Source organism: Herbaspirillum huttiense, from assembly GCF_004367745.1.
GTDB classification, from domain to species: domain Bacteria; phylum Pseudomonadota; class Gammaproteobacteria; order Burkholderiales; family Burkholderiaceae_D; genus Herbaspirillum; species Herbaspirillum huttiense.
On record NZ_CP037993.1, the window covers coordinates 3,792,814 to 3,810,273 of the forward strand.

General features: G+C 62.7%; 14 protein-coding genes. 9 read left to right on the forward strand and 5 right to left on the reverse strand.

What is annotated here, in order from left to right; genetic code table 11:
• Nucleotides 1-161: 161 nt before the first annotated feature.
• A complete protein-coding gene (locus tag E2K99_RS17010) occupies nt 162-623 on the reverse strand; it encodes a CBS domain-containing protein (RefSeq protein ID WP_121045023.1) in 462 nt (153 codons plus the stop codon).
• Between the two features lie 314 nt (nt 624-937).
• Here E2K99_RS17010 and E2K99_RS17015 point away from each other — a divergent pair, with 314 nt between their 5' ends.
• Nucleotides 938-1,258, forward strand: a complete 321-nt coding sequence (locus tag E2K99_RS17015; protein ID WP_034338162.1) for an Mpo1-like protein — start codon at nt 938-940, stop codon at nt 1,256-1,258.
• A gap of 52 nt (nt 1,259-1,310) precedes the next feature.
• Here E2K99_RS17015 and E2K99_RS17020 read toward each other — a convergent pair whose 3' ends face one another.
• Nucleotides 1,311-2,663, reverse strand: coding sequence for a YihY family inner membrane protein (locus E2K99_RS17020; protein ID WP_240733922.1), 1,353 nt, complete (start codon nt 2,661-2,663; stop codon nt 1,311-1,313).
• A 64-nt stretch (nt 2,664-2,727) separates the two neighbouring features.
• Here E2K99_RS17020 and E2K99_RS17025 point away from each other — a divergent pair, with 64 nt between their 5' ends.
• From E2K99_RS17025 to E2K99_RS17040, 4 genes are read left to right on the forward strand one after another with little or no spacing between them, the layout of a single operon-like run.
• Entirely contained in the window at nt 2,728-2,946 is a 219-nt protein-coding gene (locus tag E2K99_RS17025; RefSeq protein ID WP_134222974.1) for a hypothetical protein, read from the forward strand.
• Between the two features lie 8 nt (nt 2,947-2,954).
• A complete protein-coding gene (gene wrbA / locus E2K99_RS17030; RefSeq protein WP_034338170.1) occupies nt 2,955-3,596 on the forward strand; it encodes an NAD(P)H:quinone oxidoreductase in 642 nt (213 codons plus the stop codon).
• Nucleotides 3,593-3,985 carry a DUF2069 domain-containing protein gene (locus tag E2K99_RS17035; RefSeq protein ID WP_034338174.1) on the forward strand — a complete coding sequence of 131 codons (393 nt, stop codon included), beginning with the start codon at nt 3,593-3,595 and terminating at the stop codon, nt 3,983-3,985. Before wrbA ends, E2K99_RS17035 begins: the two co-directional genes overlap by 4 nt.
• A gap of 59 nt (nt 3,986-4,044) precedes the next feature.
• Nucleotides 4,045-5,451 carry an FAD-binding oxidoreductase gene (locus E2K99_RS17040; RefSeq protein ID WP_134222975.1) on the forward strand — a complete coding sequence of 469 codons (1,407 nt, stop codon included), beginning with the start codon at nt 4,045-4,047 and terminating at the stop codon, nt 5,449-5,451.
• A 187-nt stretch (nt 5,452-5,638) separates the two neighbouring features.
• Here E2K99_RS17040 and E2K99_RS17045 read toward each other — a convergent pair whose 3' ends face one another.
• Nucleotides 5,639-7,735 carry a putative bifunctional diguanylate cyclase/phosphodiesterase gene (locus E2K99_RS17045; protein ID WP_134222976.1) on the reverse strand — a complete coding sequence of 699 codons (2,097 nt, stop codon included), beginning with the start codon at nt 7,733-7,735 and terminating at the stop codon, nt 5,639-5,641.
• 477 nt (nt 7,736-8,212) lie between these two features.
• Between E2K99_RS17045 and E2K99_RS17050 the strand changes: the two genes are divergently transcribed.
• Complete coding sequence (locus E2K99_RS17050) at nt 8,213-9,553, forward strand: phospholipase A (RefSeq protein ID WP_240733741.1); 1,341 nt, start codon at nt 8,213-8,215, stop codon at nt 9,551-9,553.
• Nucleotides 9,554-9,632: 79 nt separating this feature from the next.
• On the opposite strand, the gene gorA is transcribed toward E2K99_RS17050, so the two are convergent.
• Nucleotides 9,633-11,000 carry a glutathione-disulfide reductase gene (gene gorA, locus E2K99_RS17055; RefSeq protein WP_134222977.1) on the reverse strand — a complete coding sequence of 456 codons (1,368 nt, stop codon included), beginning with the start codon at nt 10,998-11,000 and terminating at the stop codon, nt 9,633-9,635.
• 64 nt (nt 11,001-11,064) lie between these two features.
• Nucleotides 11,065-12,720: an ABC transporter permease gene (locus E2K99_RS17060; protein ID WP_134222978.1), complete on the reverse strand. Its 1,656-nt coding sequence runs from the start codon at nt 12,718-12,720 to the stop codon at nt 11,065-11,067.
• A gap of 108 nt (nt 12,721-12,828) precedes the next feature.
• Between E2K99_RS17060 and E2K99_RS17065 the strand changes: the two genes are divergently transcribed.
• The 3 genes from E2K99_RS17065 to E2K99_RS17075 all read left to right on the forward strand — a co-directional run bounded on the left by E2K99_RS17065 (nt 12,829) and on the right by E2K99_RS17075 (nt 17,455).
• Nucleotides 12,829-13,911, forward strand: a complete 1,083-nt coding sequence (locus E2K99_RS17065; RefSeq protein WP_134222979.1) for an ABC transporter ATP-binding protein — start codon at nt 12,829-12,831, stop codon at nt 13,909-13,911.
• 213 nt (nt 13,912-14,124) lie between these two features.
• On the forward strand, nt 14,125-16,671 hold the full coding sequence (locus tag E2K99_RS17070) for a type VI secretion system Vgr family protein (protein WP_240733742.1): 2,547 nt from the start codon (nt 14,125-14,127) through the stop codon (nt 16,669-16,671).
• Between the two features lie 58 nt (nt 16,672-16,729).
• Nucleotides 16,730-17,455, forward strand: coding sequence for a hypothetical protein (locus E2K99_RS17075; RefSeq protein WP_134222980.1), 726 nt, complete (start codon nt 16,730-16,732; stop codon nt 17,453-17,455).
• The last annotated feature ends 5 nt before the right edge of the window (nt 17,456-17,460 follow it).

Here is a 17,460-nt window from a genome sequence, read left to right on the forward strand (position 1 = left end):
GGAGGAAGCGCGCAGTCTGCGCCGCGCGGGTCAGGATTGGCAACAATACCAAGGGACAAGGGGCAACGGGCAATAAAAAACCGCTCCAGCAGGAACGGTCATGACGGCAGCGCCTGCACCGGGCAGGCGGCTGCCAACAAAAAACGGAAAGCGCAGAGCGTTCAGCTGTTGCCTTCGCGCTCTTCTTCCTCGGCCGGCCAGTCGCGGATGTAGGCCTTGAGCATCTTGTTCTCGAAGCCCTGCGCATCCAGCACCGCCTTGGCCACGTCGTAGAAGGACATGACGCCCAGCACGGTACGGGCTTCCATCACCGGCACGTAGCGCGCGTGCTTTTCCAGCATGATGCGGCGCACTTCGTTGAGGTCGGTATCCGGGGTGACGGTGATGGGCGCATCGTTCATGTGCTTGCGCACGGTCGAGCCGCCCAGTTCGCCGCCGTTTTTGTGCAGCGTCAGCAGCACTTCGCGGAAGGTCAGCATGCCGACCAGGTCGCCGTATTCCATCACGACCAGCGAGCCGATGTCTTTCTCGGCCATGGCGGCGACGGCCTCCTGAATCGGGGTTTCCGGCGTGACGGTGAAGAGGATGTTGCCTTTGACCTTGAGGATTTCAGAGACTTTCATGATGTCGTCCTGGTTTGGTTATATGAAGCTGTTTTGACTGTAGGCGATGACGCCGGGAAAATCCAATTCATGGGGGCAACAGGATAACTGATCCTGCCCGCAACCGCAGCGGACGCCTCCTCCAGGCCCTCCTGGCGCGCTGGAAATCACATGGTACGGGCAAGGGCGACCTTTGGGCAACCCGCAAAGACGCTGCTGCGCAGTATTTCCCTGCAGAATTTACGTTTTACAGCTGAAGCTTGCTTCAGCACAAGGATTGCAAACGGGCGCGGCCCTGACTACTCTGAAAGGGTCAGGACTCTCCGGAGAAGACCATGGCTGCTACCCTGCCCGAACGCCATTACGCCAGTTTCAGCGAGTTCTATCCGACCTACCTCAGCGAGCATGCGCACCGGGTCAACCGGCAGCTGCATTTCCTGGGGTCGACGCTGGCGCTGTTGAGCCTGTTGCTGCTGCTGATCACGCACCAGTGGTGGTGGCTGGCGGTGGCGCTGTTCTGCGGCTACGGTTTTGCCTGGGTCGGGCATTTCATGGTGGAGAAGAACCAGCCGGCCACCTTCCGTCATCCGTTCTATTCCTTCATGGGCGATTGGGTGATGTACTGGCAAATGCTCACCGGGCAGGTGTCCTTTTAGAAACCTTCATAAAAGGGCCGACAAGGGCTGATCCGGGCGCATTGGCGTCGGGTCAGCGCTCCCACAGACGCCGGCGCGCCTCCAGCGGCACCGCAGCGTGGGGCATGGCGGCCACGGTGGCGGCGACTTCCTCCTCGGCCACCCGCCCGGGCTGGCAATACTGCTCCAGCGACTGCGCCAGCTCGGCGTTGATGGCGTCTTCCACCCGCGCCACCAGCGCTTCTTCCTCTCCGGCCTGGGCCAGTACGGCAGGATCGAACACGAACAGGCGATACACCCGCGCCAGCTGGATGGTGCTGGGATTGGCCACCAGGGTCCAGCGATCCATGTCATCGGTGATGCGGCGGTTCCAGCCGCGACGGCTGCGGCTGCCCGACTCCGGCTTGACCGAGGCCACCCAGCCCTCTTCACTCATGCGCGCCAGCAGTTGCTGCAATTCACCCAGGCCCAGCCGGGTGGCGCGCCGCACCTCCTCCATGCTGACCACGGCCGACTCCACCCCCACGCGCGCCGCGTGCAGGAATTTCAGGACCTTGACCGCATCGATGAATTCCGCGCCCGGCGAGGGGACATGCCACCAGCGTTCATAGCGCACCACCGGCAGCGCCGCCGTCAGCAGCGCCCCGAAGAGCGTGATCATCCACATCATGTAGATCCACACCAGGAAGATCGGCAGCACCGCCACCGTGCCATAGACCATGGTGTAGGTCGGGAACTGCAGGATGTAGGCGGCGAAGAGCCGCTTGGCGATTTCCAGCCCGATACCGGCCAGCAGGCCGCCGGCGGCCGCATCGCGCCAGTCCACGGTCTGGTTGGGCACGGTGCTGTAGAGCAGCGTATAGGCCAGCGTGGAGAGCATCAGCGAGACCAGCGTATAGAAGCTCGCGCCCAGCCACGGCAGGCTCCTGACCGCGCCGCCGGTGGCGGTCGACAGATACGAGGTCACGCTGATGGAAACCCCGATCAGCAGCGGCCCCAGCGTGATGATGGCCCAGTACACCAGCACCCGCTGCACCAGCGGACGCGACTTCTTGACGCGCCAGATCTGGTTGAACACGCTCTCGATGGTGGACATGGTCAGCACCGAGGTCAGGATCAGCAGCACCCCGCCCACGGCCGAGATGCGCGCCGATTTGGCGGCGAACTGATTGAGGTAGCCGAGGATGGTGTTGGCCACGCCCTTGGGCATGAGGTTCTCGACGAAATAGGCTTCCAGCGAGGCGCGGAAGGTCGAGAACAGCGGGAAGGCCGTAAACAGCGCCAGCGCGATGGTCAGCATCGGCACCAGCGACAGGATGGTGGTGAAGGTCAGGCTGCCGGCCACTTGCGGCAGGCGATCCTCGCGCAGCCGCCGGCCGGCGAAGCGCAACAGGTCGCTGAACTGCTCACGGGTCAGACCACGCATACGGGACAAGGAAAAACGCAAAGAAGACATCCGTTCGACTTCATCGGAGACGCCGCACCCGCAGATGCGCCGCCCCATCGGGGTTGAATCAGGCCGCATGACGGCGCGCAGGCTTGCTGCCGGCCAGACGACAAGTTTGGCGATTATCGCCCAAGCGGGCAGCAAAATCCCGCAAAAAGGCAAAGCAGGCCCAAAGTTTCTGCTTCCTCATGGTGCAGATGAAGAAAAAGCGGGGACACTCAGGCTTTTCCTGCTGTCTGGGAGCAAAAAAACGGAAATATAATAAGTCACATGATGACCTCTTCGACCGCTACTTCCGTGCAGACCTCCTCCAACGCCACCATCCTGGTGCTCTACTATTCGCGCCATGGTGCCACCCGCAAGCTGGCCGAGCTGATCGCCCAGGGCGTGGAAAGCGTGCCCGGCTGCGATGCCCGCCTGCGCACCGTGCCGGCGGTTTCCACCGTCACCGAAGCGGTGGAACCGGACGTGCCAAGCTCCGGCGCGCCCTACGTGGAGGCCAGCGACCTGGCGGAATGCGATGGCCTGGCCCTGGGTTCGCCCACGCGTTTCGGCAACATGGCAGCGGCCATGAAGTATTTCTGGGATGGCACCTCGCCGCAGTGGCTCTCCGGCGTACTGGCGGGCAAGCCGGCCTGCGTCTTCACCTCCACCGGCAGCCTGCATGGCGGCCAGGAATCGACGCTGTTGAGCATGATGCTGCCCCTGCTGCACCATGGCATGCTGATTGTCGGCCTGCCCTATTCGCATCCCGAGCTGATGAATACTTCCAGCGGCGGCACGCCTTACGGTGCCAGCCACTGGGCGGGCGTCAACGGCAATCAGCCGCTGTCGGACGACTCGCGCACCCTGGCCATCGCGCTGGGCAAACGGCTGGCAGAAAACGCCATCAAATTACGGAGACCATCATGAACAGCAGTGCGCGCTACTTCCACCTCGGAGCCAGTTCCAGCCTGATCGCCCTGATCCTGCTCTGTCTGGCGTGGGAATTGGTGCTGGCCCCGCTGCGACCGGGCGGTTCGTGGATGGTGCTCAAGGTCGTGCCTTTGCTGCTGCCGCTGCGCGGGGTATTGAAGCGCGATGTCTACACGCTGCAATGGTCGTCCATGCTGATCCTGGTGTACCTGGCGGAAGGGCTGGTGCGCGCCACCAGCGACAGCGTCCATGCCTCGGTGCTGCTGGCCTGGGTCGAAGTGGCACTGACCACGCTGTATTTCGTCTGTGCACTGGCGTATTTGCACCCGTTCAAGAAGGCCGCCAAGGAAATCGCCCGCCAGGCGATCCAGAAGGCCTCCCAGTAATACACACCGCTTCCCCACATCGATAGGGCGCGCCACTGCACGTGGCGCGTTTCGCTTTCATGACCGACTTTCTCGCTGCCTGCCGTACCGCCATCGGTGCTGCGCATGTCCTCACCGATGCCGCCAACACCGCCGGCTACCTGACCGACCAGCGTGGCCGCTACACCGGCCGTGCCCTGGCCGTCTTACGCCCGGCTGATACGGCCGAAGTGGCGGCGCTGGTGCAACTGTGCGCGCACCATGGCATCCCGCTGGTGCCGCAAGGGGGCAACACCGGCCTGGTACTGGGCAGCGTGCCCGACCAGCAAGGCAATGCCGTGGTGCTCTCGCTGCGTCGCCTGAACCGCATCCGCGCGGTGGACCCGCTCAACAATACGATGACGGTGGAAGCCGGCTGCGTGCTGCAGCACCTGCAGGAGCAGGCGGCGGCGGTGGAGCGCCTGTTCCCGCTGTCGCTGGCGGCCGAAGGCAGCTGCACCATCGGCGGCAACCTTTCCACCAATGCCGGCGGCACCGGCGTGCTGCGCTATGGCAATACGCGCGAGCTGTGCCTGGGGCTGGAAGTGGTGACGGCCGCGGGCGAGATCATGAGCAGCCTCAAGGGCTTGCGCAAGGACAATACCGGCTACGACCTGCGCGATCTTTTCATCGGCGCGGAAGGTACTCTGGGCATCATCACCGCTGCGGTAGTGAAACTCTTCCCGCAACCGCGTGCGCAACTGACTGCACTGGTAGCGCTGCACTCCCCGGCGCAAGCGCTGCAACTGCTGCAGCAGGCGCAAGCGCGCTGTGGTTCGGCCTTGACCGGTTTCGAGCTGATGTCGCACTTCTGCCTGCAACTGGTCTGCAAGCACTTCCCCGACCAACGCCTGCCCTTCAGCCAGCCGCATCCGCAATACGTGCTGCTGGAATTGTCGGACAACGAATCCGAAGACCACGCCCGGGCGATTTTTGAAACCCTGATTGGCGAGGCCCTTGAACAGGGCTTGGTGGACGATGCCGTGATCGCCGCCTCGCTGGCCCAGTCCAAGGCCTTGTGGCGACTGCGTGAAAACATCTCGATGGCACAGGCGCACGAGGGCAAGAACATCAAGCACGACATCTCGGTGCCGATCTCGCGCATCGCCGAATTCATGGAAGTGACCGATACCCTGGTGCAGCAGGCCGCACCGGGTTGCCGCATGGTCAGTTTCGGCCACCTGGGCGATGGCAACCTGCACTACAACGTCTCGCCGCCGGCAGGTGTACCCGATGCCGATTTCCTGGCGCGCCAGGGCGACATCAACCGCGTGGTCCATGACAGCGTGGACCGCTTCGGCGGCTCGATCTCGGCCGAGCATGGATTGGGCGCATTGAAGCGCGAAGAGATCCTGCGCTACAAGTCACCGGTGGAACTGCGCCTGATGCGCGCCATCAAGCAGGCGCTGGATCCGCAGCAATTGATGAATCCGGGCAAGGTGCTGTGACGCCCCTTTGAAGCAGGTATCAACAAAAAGGGACGGACGCCAGTACGAGCCGTCCGCCCCAACCTCCCCCTCAGGAGCCTGCCTGAAACGCTCAAATTCCTTGCGTTTCCCTATGTCGTGATCTTTGCATCAAGCGCGCTTCTCCAATTCGAGGAATAGCAGGCGATGCCACAGCCAATTTGTGAATTCAGGCCGCCGTCTTGTGCTCGGCGGCATGGTCGCGCATGGTCTGCAGGAACAGGTCCGGCGCCATCGGCCGTCCCAGCAGATAGCCCTGCATGGCGTCGCATCCGACCTGGTGCAGGAACTCCTGCTGGCGCTCGGTCTCCACGCCTTCGGCGACGATGCGCAGATTCAGCGTCCGCCCCAGGGCCACGATGGCCGATACGATGGCGGCATCCTCGGTGCCTTCGCTGAGGTCGCGCACGAAGCCGCGATCGATCTTCAGTTCGTTGGCCGGCAGGCGCTTCAGGTACAGCAGGCTGGAATAGCCGGTGCCGAAATCGTCGATGGAGATCTCCACGCCCAGGTCGGCAATCTGCTGCAGCGTCTGCAGGCTCTGCTCGGTATTGTTCATGGCAGTCGACTCGGTCACCTCCAGCGTCAGGCAGGATGGCGGCAGCTGGTGTTTCTCCAGGGCAGCACGCACCACGTCAAGCAAATGCGGATCGGCAAACTGCACCGGCGAAAGATTCACCGCAATCTTCCAGTCGGCATAGCCCAGGGTCAGCCACTCATGCATCTGGCGACAGGCTTCATCCAGCACCCAGGCCCCGATCGAGATGATCAGGCCGGAACGCTCGGCCAGGCCGATGAACTCATCCGGCCCCACCAGTCCGCGTTGCGGATGCTGCCAGCGCAGCAGCGCCTCGGCCCCCAGCACCGGACCATCAAGCAGGCTGAACTTGGGCTGGTAGACCAGCCGGAATTGCTTGCGCTCCAACGCTACCCGCAGGTCCTGCAGCCACTGCAGCTGATGATGCGCATTGGCATTCATCGACGGTTCGAAGAAGTTGTAGCCGTTGCGGCCGGCGCGCTTGGTGTGATACATGGCGGCGTCGGCGTTGATGACCAGGTCGTGGCGCGTGGCCCCGTCCTCCGGGTAAATGGCGATGCCCACGCTGGCCGACACGCGCAGCTCCTGCTCGGCCAGGCGGAACGGCAGGTTGACCACTTCCACCAGCTTCTCGGCCACCGGCATGGCGTCTTCCGGCTGCGCCAGTTCCACCAGGATCACGAATTCGTCGCCACCCAGCCGCGCCACGGTATCGTGTGCGCGCATGGCACCGGTCAGGCGCTGCGCCACCTCCACCAGCATGCGGTCGCCCACATGGTGGCCGAGCGAGTCGTTGATGGCCTTGAAGCCATCCAGATCCATGAACATCAGCGCGAAATGTCCCTGGCTACGTGCGGCCTTGTTGATGGCCTGGCTCAGGCGGTCTTCCAGCAGGGTGCGGTTGGGCAGCTTGGTGAGATGGTCGTGCAGCACCATCTGCGTCAATTCTTCATTGGCTTCGGCCAGCGAGCGTGCCAGCTTGGCGGTACGCGACTCCAGCCGCGCATCCAGCACCGAGGTCAGCAAGGCGATGCTCAGCACCGCCAGCGTGACCACGATGACCAGGATCGCCAGCCAGCCGGTCCCCACGCCCTCGCGTGCCGACAGGCACACCGAACCGTTGGGGAAAGTGGCGGCCGCCATGCCGGTGTAATGCATGCCGACGATGGCCACGCCCATCACCACCGAAGCGCCGGCGCGCGCGGCTTTCACGTAAGGGGTATTGCGGCGCAGGCTGAAGGCGATCCACAGCGCTGCCGCCGATGCCGCTATGGCGATCAGGATGGAAGCGATGAACAGCACCAGGTCGTAATCGATGCCCGGCGTCATGCGCATGGCGGCCATGCCGGTGTAATGCATGCCGGCAATGCCGGTCCCCATCAGCAAGGCGCTGCCGAACAGCCGCCGCAGCGGCAATTCGCTGCGGGTGACGATCCACAGCGCATAGCCCGAGGTGGCGATGGCGATGAGCAGCGAGAGCGTAGTGATCCAGACATCGTAGCCCAGCGCGATGGGCAGCCGGAAAGCCAGCATGCCGATGAAATGCATCGACCAGATCCCCAGTCCCATGGCCACTGCACCGCCGGCAAGCCAGAAGCGTGCGGCACGCGAATGCAGATGGCTGGTGGTGTTGATGCGCTCGGCCATGTCCAGCGCCGTATAGGAGGCGAGGATGGCCACCAGCAGGGAAACGACCACCAGCGGCTTGTCGTAGTTGGCGATGAGCATGGCGAAGAGTGATGCCTGTGAAAAACGGCGATTGAGCGAAGGTCGCTGAAAGGCAGGTGATTCGGTGCGCGCACGCACCGGAACGTCCCGCCCCGGCAAACAGCTTGGCAACATGGAGGACTTGTCATCAAGCTTAGGGGGCGGCGCATTGTCACACAATCAGGAAATACCCGTTGTCACAATGGCATTTTCCGTCGACCAAACCTTACCCGAACGAGGCAAACAAACAACATTTCGTGACCAACCGCATGCCAAATTGATCATTTGGTCAGGATTGCGCCTCCCAAAGGCATACGGAGGTCAGAAGATATCGATGAAATGGCAACTTTATGGAGCGCCGCTGATCTCTTGTCACGGCAGTCCGCGCATCGCCGCCCGACGTGCGCCCGGCCTCTCCCGGCCGCCCTTCGCGCCTGCACGCCACCGAACAAGCTGCAAAACGACAACAAAACACAACAAATCGACAACAAGGACAACATGCTGAACTTACCCCACTCCCGTCTGCATCCGCACCAGGACGGCCTGCCGGCCCGTACCCGTCTGTCGCGCCGCGTGGCGCTGGCCCTGTGCGGCGTGGCCGCGCCGCTGTGGCTGGCCGCCCCGGCGCATGCCGGCATTTCGATGGTGCAACCACCCAAGCGTATCGATGCCACCAAGCCACTGGAGCTGACGCTGCTGGTGTCCGAGGACGAGCAGGCCCAGCGCACCTATCAGTTGCCCGCCACGCTGCTGGTGGCGGCCTCGGCCGACATGATTCCGCCGCAGCAGATCGCCCTGCAGCGCGTCGATGGCGAAGACAGCCTGACCCTGAAGCAAGGTGAGTTCCGCAAGGTGCGCTATCGCGGCGAGTTGCCGCGCCGCCTGCGCGGCATGGTGCGTATCGAACCGATCGGCATGGATGCTTCGCCGGTGCTGGTGGCGGTGGTACGCCCGGATCCGTCGCTGGGGCCCTTGCCGGAGTCGCCCGACCTGATCAACACGCCGCTGGCCGATTCGACCAGCAAGGTCGCGCCGGTGGCCCCTTCGGCCACGGTATTTACGCCGGGTGCCAATGCCTCGCCCATCGACAGTGCACCGGCAGCTGAGGACATCCTCTCCAACAATCGCCGGCTGTCCTTCAATGAGCCGATGTATTTCACGGTGGGGCACAACAATGGTGATACCAATGCGCGCTTCCAGCTCAGCTTCAAGTTCCGCGTGTTCGTGCCGGACGATCCGCGCTCGCGCGGCCTGCTGGACAATCTCTACCTGGGCTACACGCAGTTCTCGCTGTGGGACCTGTCGGCCCCCTCGGCCCCCTTCCGCGATACCAGCTATCGCCCCAGCCTGTATTACTACCTGCCGGACGTGGGTATACAGAACCGCGTCTTCAGCCGCATCGGCATCGCCACCGGCCTGGAGCACGAGTCCAATGGACGCGACGGCACGGCCTCGCGCAGCATCAATACCTACTTCATCGAGCCGACCTTCAACTTCGGTAATCTCAACGACTATCACTTCAAGGTCGCGCCCAAGGTCTATGCCTATCTCGGCCCGACCCGCGACAACCCGGACATTGCCGACTATCGCGGCCACCTGGACCTGAAGCTGGCCTATGGCAAACCCGACGGTCTGGAAGTGGCGACCATGCTGCGCAAGGGCAAACTGGGCGGCAAGTACAGCGCCGAAACCCAGGTCACCTACCCGCTCTCGCGCCTGGTGCCCGGTACCGCCGGCTATCTGATGGCCAGCTACTTCTACGGCTATGGCGAGAGCCTGCTGACCTACAACCAGAAGGATCATCCGCAACTGCGCATCGGTTATGCGCTGTGGCGATGAGCGCCTGGCACATCACATGAAGCAAAACGGGGATGCACATGCATCCCCGTTTTTTTAAGTGCTGCCTGAAGGGCAGGCCTCAGGCCACCGGCGTGCGCATTGTCACGAACTCTTCGGCGGAGGTCGGATGGATGCCGATGGTGGCATCGAACTGCGCCTTGGTGGCACCGCATTGCAGGGCTACGGCAAAGCCCTGGATGACTTCACCGGCATCGCCGCCGACCATGTGCACGCCGAGCACCTTGTCGGTCTGCGCATCGACCACAAGCTTCATGAAGGTGCGTTCGGTATTGCGCGAGAGGGTGTTCTTGAGCGGCTTGAAGTCGGTCTTGAAGATTTTTACTTCACCATGGGCTTTGCGCGCCTGTTCTTCGGTCAGTCCCACGGTGCCCACATTGGGATGACTGAACACCGCTGTCGGAATGTTCTGGTAGGACATCACGCGCTCGCCCTTGCCGAACAGGCGCGCCACCACCACCATCGCTTCGGCCAGCGCCACCGGCGTCAGGGCCACGCGGTCGATTACGTCGCCCACGGCGAGAATCGATGGCACGTTGCTCTCGAAATTCTCATTGACCACCACAGCGCCGTTTTCCTTCAAGACGACACCGGCCTGCTCCAGCCCCAGGCCGCGTGTATTGGGCGTACGCCCGGTGGCAAACAGCACGCACTCCGCCGCCACGGTTTCGCCATTGGTCAGGCGCACCTGCTTGACGCTGTCTTCGCCCGCATGCGGCGCTTCGATGGCGGCAATGCTGGCATCGAAGACCAGGCGGATGCCCTTCTTGGCCATTTCATCGGCGAGGTGGATGCCCAGGTCGGCATCCATGTTGCGCAAGAGGCGTTCGCGGCGATACACCAGCGTCACGTCGCTGCCCAGGCCATTGAGGATGGACGCCAGTTCCACGGCGATATAGCCGCCGCCCAGCACCACCGCGCGTTTCGGCAGGCCCTTGAGATGGAAGAAATCGTCCGAAGTGATCCCCAGCTCGCTGCCCGGGATCTGCGGCTTGTCGGGATGGCCGCCGGTGGCCACCAGGATGTGGCGGGCCGTGAAGCGCTTGCCTTCCACGCTCACCGTATGCGCATCTTCCACCGTGGCGAAGCCACGATGCAGGCTCACGTTGGCGCCATCGAGCAGGCGCTGGTAGATGCCGTTGAGGTGCGTGATCTCGCGGTCCTTGTTGGCGATCAGGGCCGGCCAGTCGAAGGTGGGTTCGCTGTGCAAGGTCCAGCCGTAACCGGCGGCATCAGCGAAATCCTCGTGGAAATGGGCGCTGTAGGACATCAGCTTCTTGGGAATGCAGCCGACGTTGACGCAGGTGCCGCCCAGATCGCCCTTCTCGGCCAGCCCGACGCGGGCCCCGGCCTGGCCGGCGAAGCGCGCTGCGCGCACGCCACCGGAACCGCCGCCGATGGTGAAGAGGTCGTAATCGTATTGGCTCATGGTTTCTCCAGAGAGTGGCCGCAGCCCCCTGGCCACGCCCATTGTTGGTCTTTGCGTGCTTGGGTTATGCGGGCGGAAGCGCGCTTTGCAAGTCCGTGCGGCGCTTGCCATCGAGGGCCCGCATCACCAGCAGCACCGGTGCCAGCCCCACCAGCACGATGGACAAGGCCGGCAAGGCCGCCTCGCCCAGGCGCTCATCGCGCGCCAGGTTGTGCGCGATCACGGCCAGGGTATCGGTATCGAAGGGACGCAGCAGCAAGGTCGCCGGCAACTCCTTGACCACATCGACGAAGACCATCAGCGCCGCCACCGCCAGCGACCGCCACAACAAGGGCATGTGCAGGCGCCAGGCAATCACTGCGCGCGAACTGCCCAGGGTGCGCGCCGCTTCGTCGAGACTGGCCGGAATACGGGTGTAGCCGGACTCCACCGACTGCACCGCAACCGCCGTGAAGCGTACCAGATACGCATAGATCACGCCCAGCGAGCTGGCTGTGAGCAGCACGCCCAGCCCCGCCGCCGGCCACAGCGCCTGCAGCCAGGCTACCGGCAGCAGGATGCCGACCGCGATGACCGAGCCGGGAATGGCATAGCCCATGCCGGCCAGGCGAGCGGTCAGGCGCAGCACCAGTCCCTGCAGGCGCGGCAGGTGCGCGCCGCGCAGCGCGAAGCACAGGCCGAGCGCCAGCACGATGGCCGCCAGCGCCGCCATGCCGCCGAAGCGGAAGCTGTTCCACACCCAGCCGGCATAGCGGGCCAGATCGAAAGCGGGCATGGCGGCGTCGCTGCTGCCCCACTGCCCGGCCCACAACTGCAACAGGATCGCCACCGGCAGCACGAAGCCCAGCACCACCGGCAAGCCGCACACCGCCCAGGCCGCCAGCGTCTGTGCGCGAGACAATTGCGGCAGGCGCGCCTCGGCCCCCTCGCTGCCGCGCGCACCGCGTGTGGCCGCAAAGCGCATGCGGCCCTGCTCGCGCCGCTCCAGCCACAGCAGCAGCGACACGAAGAGCAGCAGCAGCGACGCGTACTGGGCGGCGGCAATGCGGTCATCCAATACAACCCAGGCCTTGTAGATGCCGGTGGTGAAAGTGGTCAGGCCGAAGTAGGCCGAGACACCGTAATCGGCCAGCGTTTCCATGAGCGCCAGCGCTGCCCCGGCCGCCAGGGCCGGACGCGCCAGCGGCAGGGCCACGCGCCGGATGCGTTCGGATAGCGGCGTGCCCAGCATGCGGGCAGCCTCCATCAGGTGCATGCCGCGCTCGGAGAGCGCATTGCGCGCCAGCAGGTAGGCATAGGGATAGAGCGTGAAGACGAACATGCACACCGCCCCCGGCAAGCCGCGCACATCCATGCGCCAGCCCGGGAACCAGCCGCGCAGCGTGCTCTGCACGGCCCCCGCGTATTGCAGGAAATCGGTATAGGCATAGGCCGACACGTAGGCCGGCATGGCCATCGGCAACAGCAGCGCCCAGGACAGCCAGCGCCGTCCGCGAAACTCGAACAGGCTCACCGTCACCGCCGCTGCACCACCGACGATGACCACGCCCAGCGGCACCATCAGCGCCAGCCAGCCGGAGGTGGCCAGGTAGCCGGGCAATACGGTCTGCATTTGCTGGCGCAGGTTGTCGATGCCGGCCGCATCCAGCCCGAACCAGGCAGCGAGGATGCCGAAGAGCGGCAAAGCGATCAGGACAGCGAGCAAACCGATGATGTGCATAAACAGGAACGGCCCAATGAAGAATTGCCAGGGGAAGTCGGCGGTCCATGCGCTACACTGCGCACTCCGAGACAAACGCGAATTGTAACCATTTCATCGAGCCTGCCCATGTTTCTGGAAGTCGATCACGTCAGTATCCGTTATCCCCGCAGCGCCCAGGCGGCCGTCGATGCCGTCTCGCTGCGCCTGCAGCCGGGCGAGCTGGGCGCCCTGATCGGCCCCTCCGGCAGCGGCAAGACCAGCCTGCTGCGGGCCGTGGCCGGCCTGGAACCGGCGCAATCAGGCCGTATCCGGCTAGACGGAACATTGCTGGAAGGAGATGGCGTGCGCGTGCCGGCCGAGGCGCGGCGCATCGGGATGGTGTTCCAGGATTTCGCGCTGTTTCCGCATCTGGATGTGGCGGCCAATATCGGCTTTGGCTTGCGCGGCATGGCGCGTGCGCAGCGGGAACAGATCGTCACGCAGATGCTGGCCCTGGTCGGCCTGCCCGAGGCCGGCAGCAAATTCCCGCACCAGCTGTCCGGTGGCCAGCAGCAGCGCATTGCCCTGGCGCGCGCGCTGGCACCGCAGCCACGCCTGCTGTTGCTGGACGAACCGTTTTCGAGCCTGGATGTGGAACTGCGCGAACGCCTGGCGCACGACGTGCGCGACATCCTCAAGCGCACCGGCACCACCGCCCTGATGGTCACGCACGATCAGCTGGAAGCCTTTGCGGTGGCCGATGTGGTGGGGGTGATGCGGCACGGCCGATTGGAACAGTGGGATACGCCCTACGCGCTCTACCATCGTCCGGCCACCCGCTTTGCGGCGGATTTCATCGGACATGGGGTGTTGCTGCGCGGGGAAGTGCAGGCTGCGGCGGATGGAGGGATACAAGGCGAGATCAGCGTCCAGACCGCAGCAGGCCTGTTGCGCGGACTGCCGGTGGAAAGCGGACGCGATGCCAGCGCCGCGCAGGTCGATGTATTGCTGCGGGCCGACGACGTCATGCACGACGACGCGTCCCCCTTCAAGGCGCAGGTGGTGCGCAAGTCATTCCGGGGCGCGGAATTTCTCTACACCCTGGCGCTGGAGAACGGCCAGCTACTGCTCTCGCTGGTGCCTTCGCATCACGATCATGCGGTGGGGGAATGGATAGGGATCCGGTTGGATGTGACGCATCTGGTGACATTTCCCTTGGCCGCCAACTGAAAAATCAATCACGAATTTTGTCCCTGATGTGATGTTTCCTTAAGCCTCCCCTGCTGAGGGGGAGTTGTCTGATTTCTCCAATCTTGTATCCCATAGTAGTCCACTAATAAACTCTAATAGTCATTTTCACGGAGCCGGGAACCCGGCCTCAGGTACCTGATCTATCGCCCAGTTTTGAGTCTGCGTGCATAGGCCAGTGACCTCAGTGTCCGGATGCTGGTCAAGTCGCATTCCCAAAAATGCCGACACAACCCTTCCGTGATGATGACGACTCTCTCCGACTCCTTTGCTGGTGCCTGGCCACCAGCTTCGCGCGTGATGCGTCTGCTCACTTCGCCAAGCAGCGATGTGAACTCAGATGAACTCATGGCCGAAAAATTTCAGGCCGTCGAATGCATCGGCCCGGACCTGGATGGCTACGATATCGATGAAGCCATCGCTGGATACCGCCTGCAACTCTCCTGCCTCAGTCTCGACGCACATCTTTCCTTGCGCAAGTTCATCGCTCAGCCGGTATTGCTGATCTTGCAGAGCGATGCGAAACCACGCCATTTCCATGGCCACGTTACGCAATGCCGACTGCAAGGGGCCAATGGTGGAATGGCGCGTTATCTCCTGACCATCGAACCCTGGCTGGCATTCTTGCGCTATCGCCGTGACAGCAGGGTTTATCAAGACTTGACCGTACCTGAGATCATCGATGCCGTCTTGCGCGACTACCAGGGCCAAGGCAAGCTGCAACCCCAATGGCGCATGGATCTGCGCGACACCAGGGTGTACGCCCGGCGCAGCCTGGTCACGCAATATCAGGAATCCGATCTGGCCTTCATCAGCCGCCTGTTGAGCGAGGAAGGCATGTTCTACTACGTCGAACATGCCGGGGTAAGCAACAGCCCCAGCCTGGGCGCGCATACCGTAGTCATCGCCGATCACAACGCCAGCTTCCAGAGCAATGCGCGCGCGGACGTCCAGTTCACTCAAGCCAGTGCCGTGATGGCACAAGACAGCATTGATCGCTGGCGCAGTCTGGACCGCTGGCAGACAAACTCGGTGGAGATTCTCACCTGGGACTATCGGCAAGCCAGCGTACGCGAGGCCACCAGTGCCACGCCAGTTCAACCGGGATCTGCAGGCCTGGTGCTGGCCAGCCGCGATGCGCCTGGCATCTATGCCAACGAAAACCGCGCCCAAGCCGACCGTCAGGCCAACATGCGGATGCAAGCCATTGAAGCCCACAACCAGATCTTCACGGGGGCCGGCACGGTGCGCAGTTTCGCTCCCGGTACGACCTTCAAGCTGAATGGTCATCCCGAGCATGACGGCAGAGAGGACGATCGCTTCGTCTTGATGAGAGTCGTCCACCAGGCTCACAACAATCTTCGCGCCGATCTCAAGGCAGACGTGATGAAGCTCTTGGGCCAAGCTGTGCTGCCTGAAGAAGAACACCACAGCAGCCTCCTGGATGCTGCGCTGATGCCTGGCAACGGCGAGGTGCGCCCGGTGTATCGCAATCGTTTCGAAGCCAGCCCATACAACATTCCTTATCGCCCTTTGCTCACCACCCCTGACGGCCAGGCCCTGTATGCCAAACCTACAGTCACTGGTCAGCAGACGGCCGTCGTGGTCGGTATCCGAGGACAAGCGGTGCACACCGATCGCGACCACCGCGTGCGAGTACAGTTTCATTGGCAGCGTGGCGAGCGCAGCCACAGCAGTCTGAGTTCGCCCTCCCGTGGCGGCCACAGTGGCGCACCTGCCAATGAAGCCTCTGGCACCTGGGTGCGGGTAGTGGCAGGACTGGCACCGACGGCGGGTGCAAACTGGGGCGGGCACGCGTTACCCCGCGTCGACCAGGAGGTGCTGATCGATTTCATCGAGGGCGACATTGATCGTCCCGTCGTGATCGGCACACTCTATAACGGCCGAGGCCAGGACAACGCTCAAGGCAACCGGGCTGTTCAAGGTGCCGGTGCCGCCACCGGCAACGCCCCGCCCTGGTTCGCCGGAAGCAGTGGTCCCCACGGCCACGCAGCGGTTCTCTCGGGCATCAAGACCCAGGCCATGGGGACGAGTCAAAGCGGCACTGGCGGCTACCAGCAACTGGTGTTCGACGACACGCCTGGCCAGTCGCGCGCATCGCTGCAACAGCACACCGATGCCCACGATGGTGCCAGCGAACTCAATCTGGGTGCCTTGCGCCAGCAGACCGACAATCGACGCCTGGTGCCTATGTGCTTCAACGAGGACGTCACTGCCGTTGATGAAAACTATCTGGAGATATCCCGCGAGTCTTCGTTCATGAGAGGCGGCGGAATTCTCTTCGCGATTATGCTTTTTTCCGTTTACGGATGGAATGTGGTCCCCGATATTTTCAGACCAGGATTTTCGTGGTTTCAACCTAGTCTCCTTATCGGAATACTCTCTTTATGCGTGGCAACGGCCAGCATAATCCTCACTTTAAAACTGCTCTATCTCGACCTACGCCTCCCGCGCGACACCCCGATTCGCTTCAACCGCAAGACTCAAAAAATCTATGTCTACGAGTTTGTGAAACCGAAATACTGGTTCCAATTATGGCGCACGGAAATCAAGGTCCATGACTGGAATTGCATCGAGGCGGAACTCATCAAGATAGCGGGCTATACAGGAAAGGCTTACGTGGTCAGCCTATCGGGATCGATGCAGAAAGCCGATCACTTCAATCGCCCTGAAATCGATGCGTTGCCCAAGACAACACGACGACATCAGATCGGCGAATAATCGCAAGGGAATCCATGGTCCGCGCAAGTCATGCGCAGTCCCCCAAAAGGAAAACACAATGCTGATTTTCAATCATGTGACCGGCGCTGACTACATCGATTTCGATCCAGCGACAGGGCTCTGGCGTTATCCGGAAACAGAGCCCCACACACCGGAGCTGGACATCATCGCAAGGTTCGCACTCCCGGTACGCGGAAGCTTCACGGAAGTGGACGGGCATCGCTATTACCTCTACTGGACAGCAGATCGCACCTTGATTTTCAGGCTTCCGGACTGCACGGAGTACGCCTTGTTCCGCCACCTTGATGGCGCACACTTTGCAGATTTGCGAGAGGAAAAACGTATTGAGATCGGGCCTGCAACCTCTTGCGATGGCACGGCCATCCCAGGATATTCAACTGTCCGGTTACACGACAAAAACGGCGCCTTATTGCACCAGGTTTCTTATTTTTCTCACCGGTATCTCCAGCTCTACATGATGGACATCACGCCCTTTACGGACAGAGATCTTGGCACATGGGACTTCTTTGTCGCACTGAAGGATGCCTTCGAGAAAATCGGTACCAAATGCTCCAGCAAGTCCGAGGATCTCCCGCCCGTCAAAAGAATTCGCGCCATCACCGGCGAACCCTGCCCCCGCGATGGCTACTGGCTAATCGCCGATACGATGGACAAGCAGATGGAGCTGCAACGAGGCCAGTCGATGCCGCCCCATCAGGGCCGTAACGTCTGTTGGGAGTGGGTCTCTCATGACTTCATTCCAGAGGGACTTTACTCGGATTGAAACGA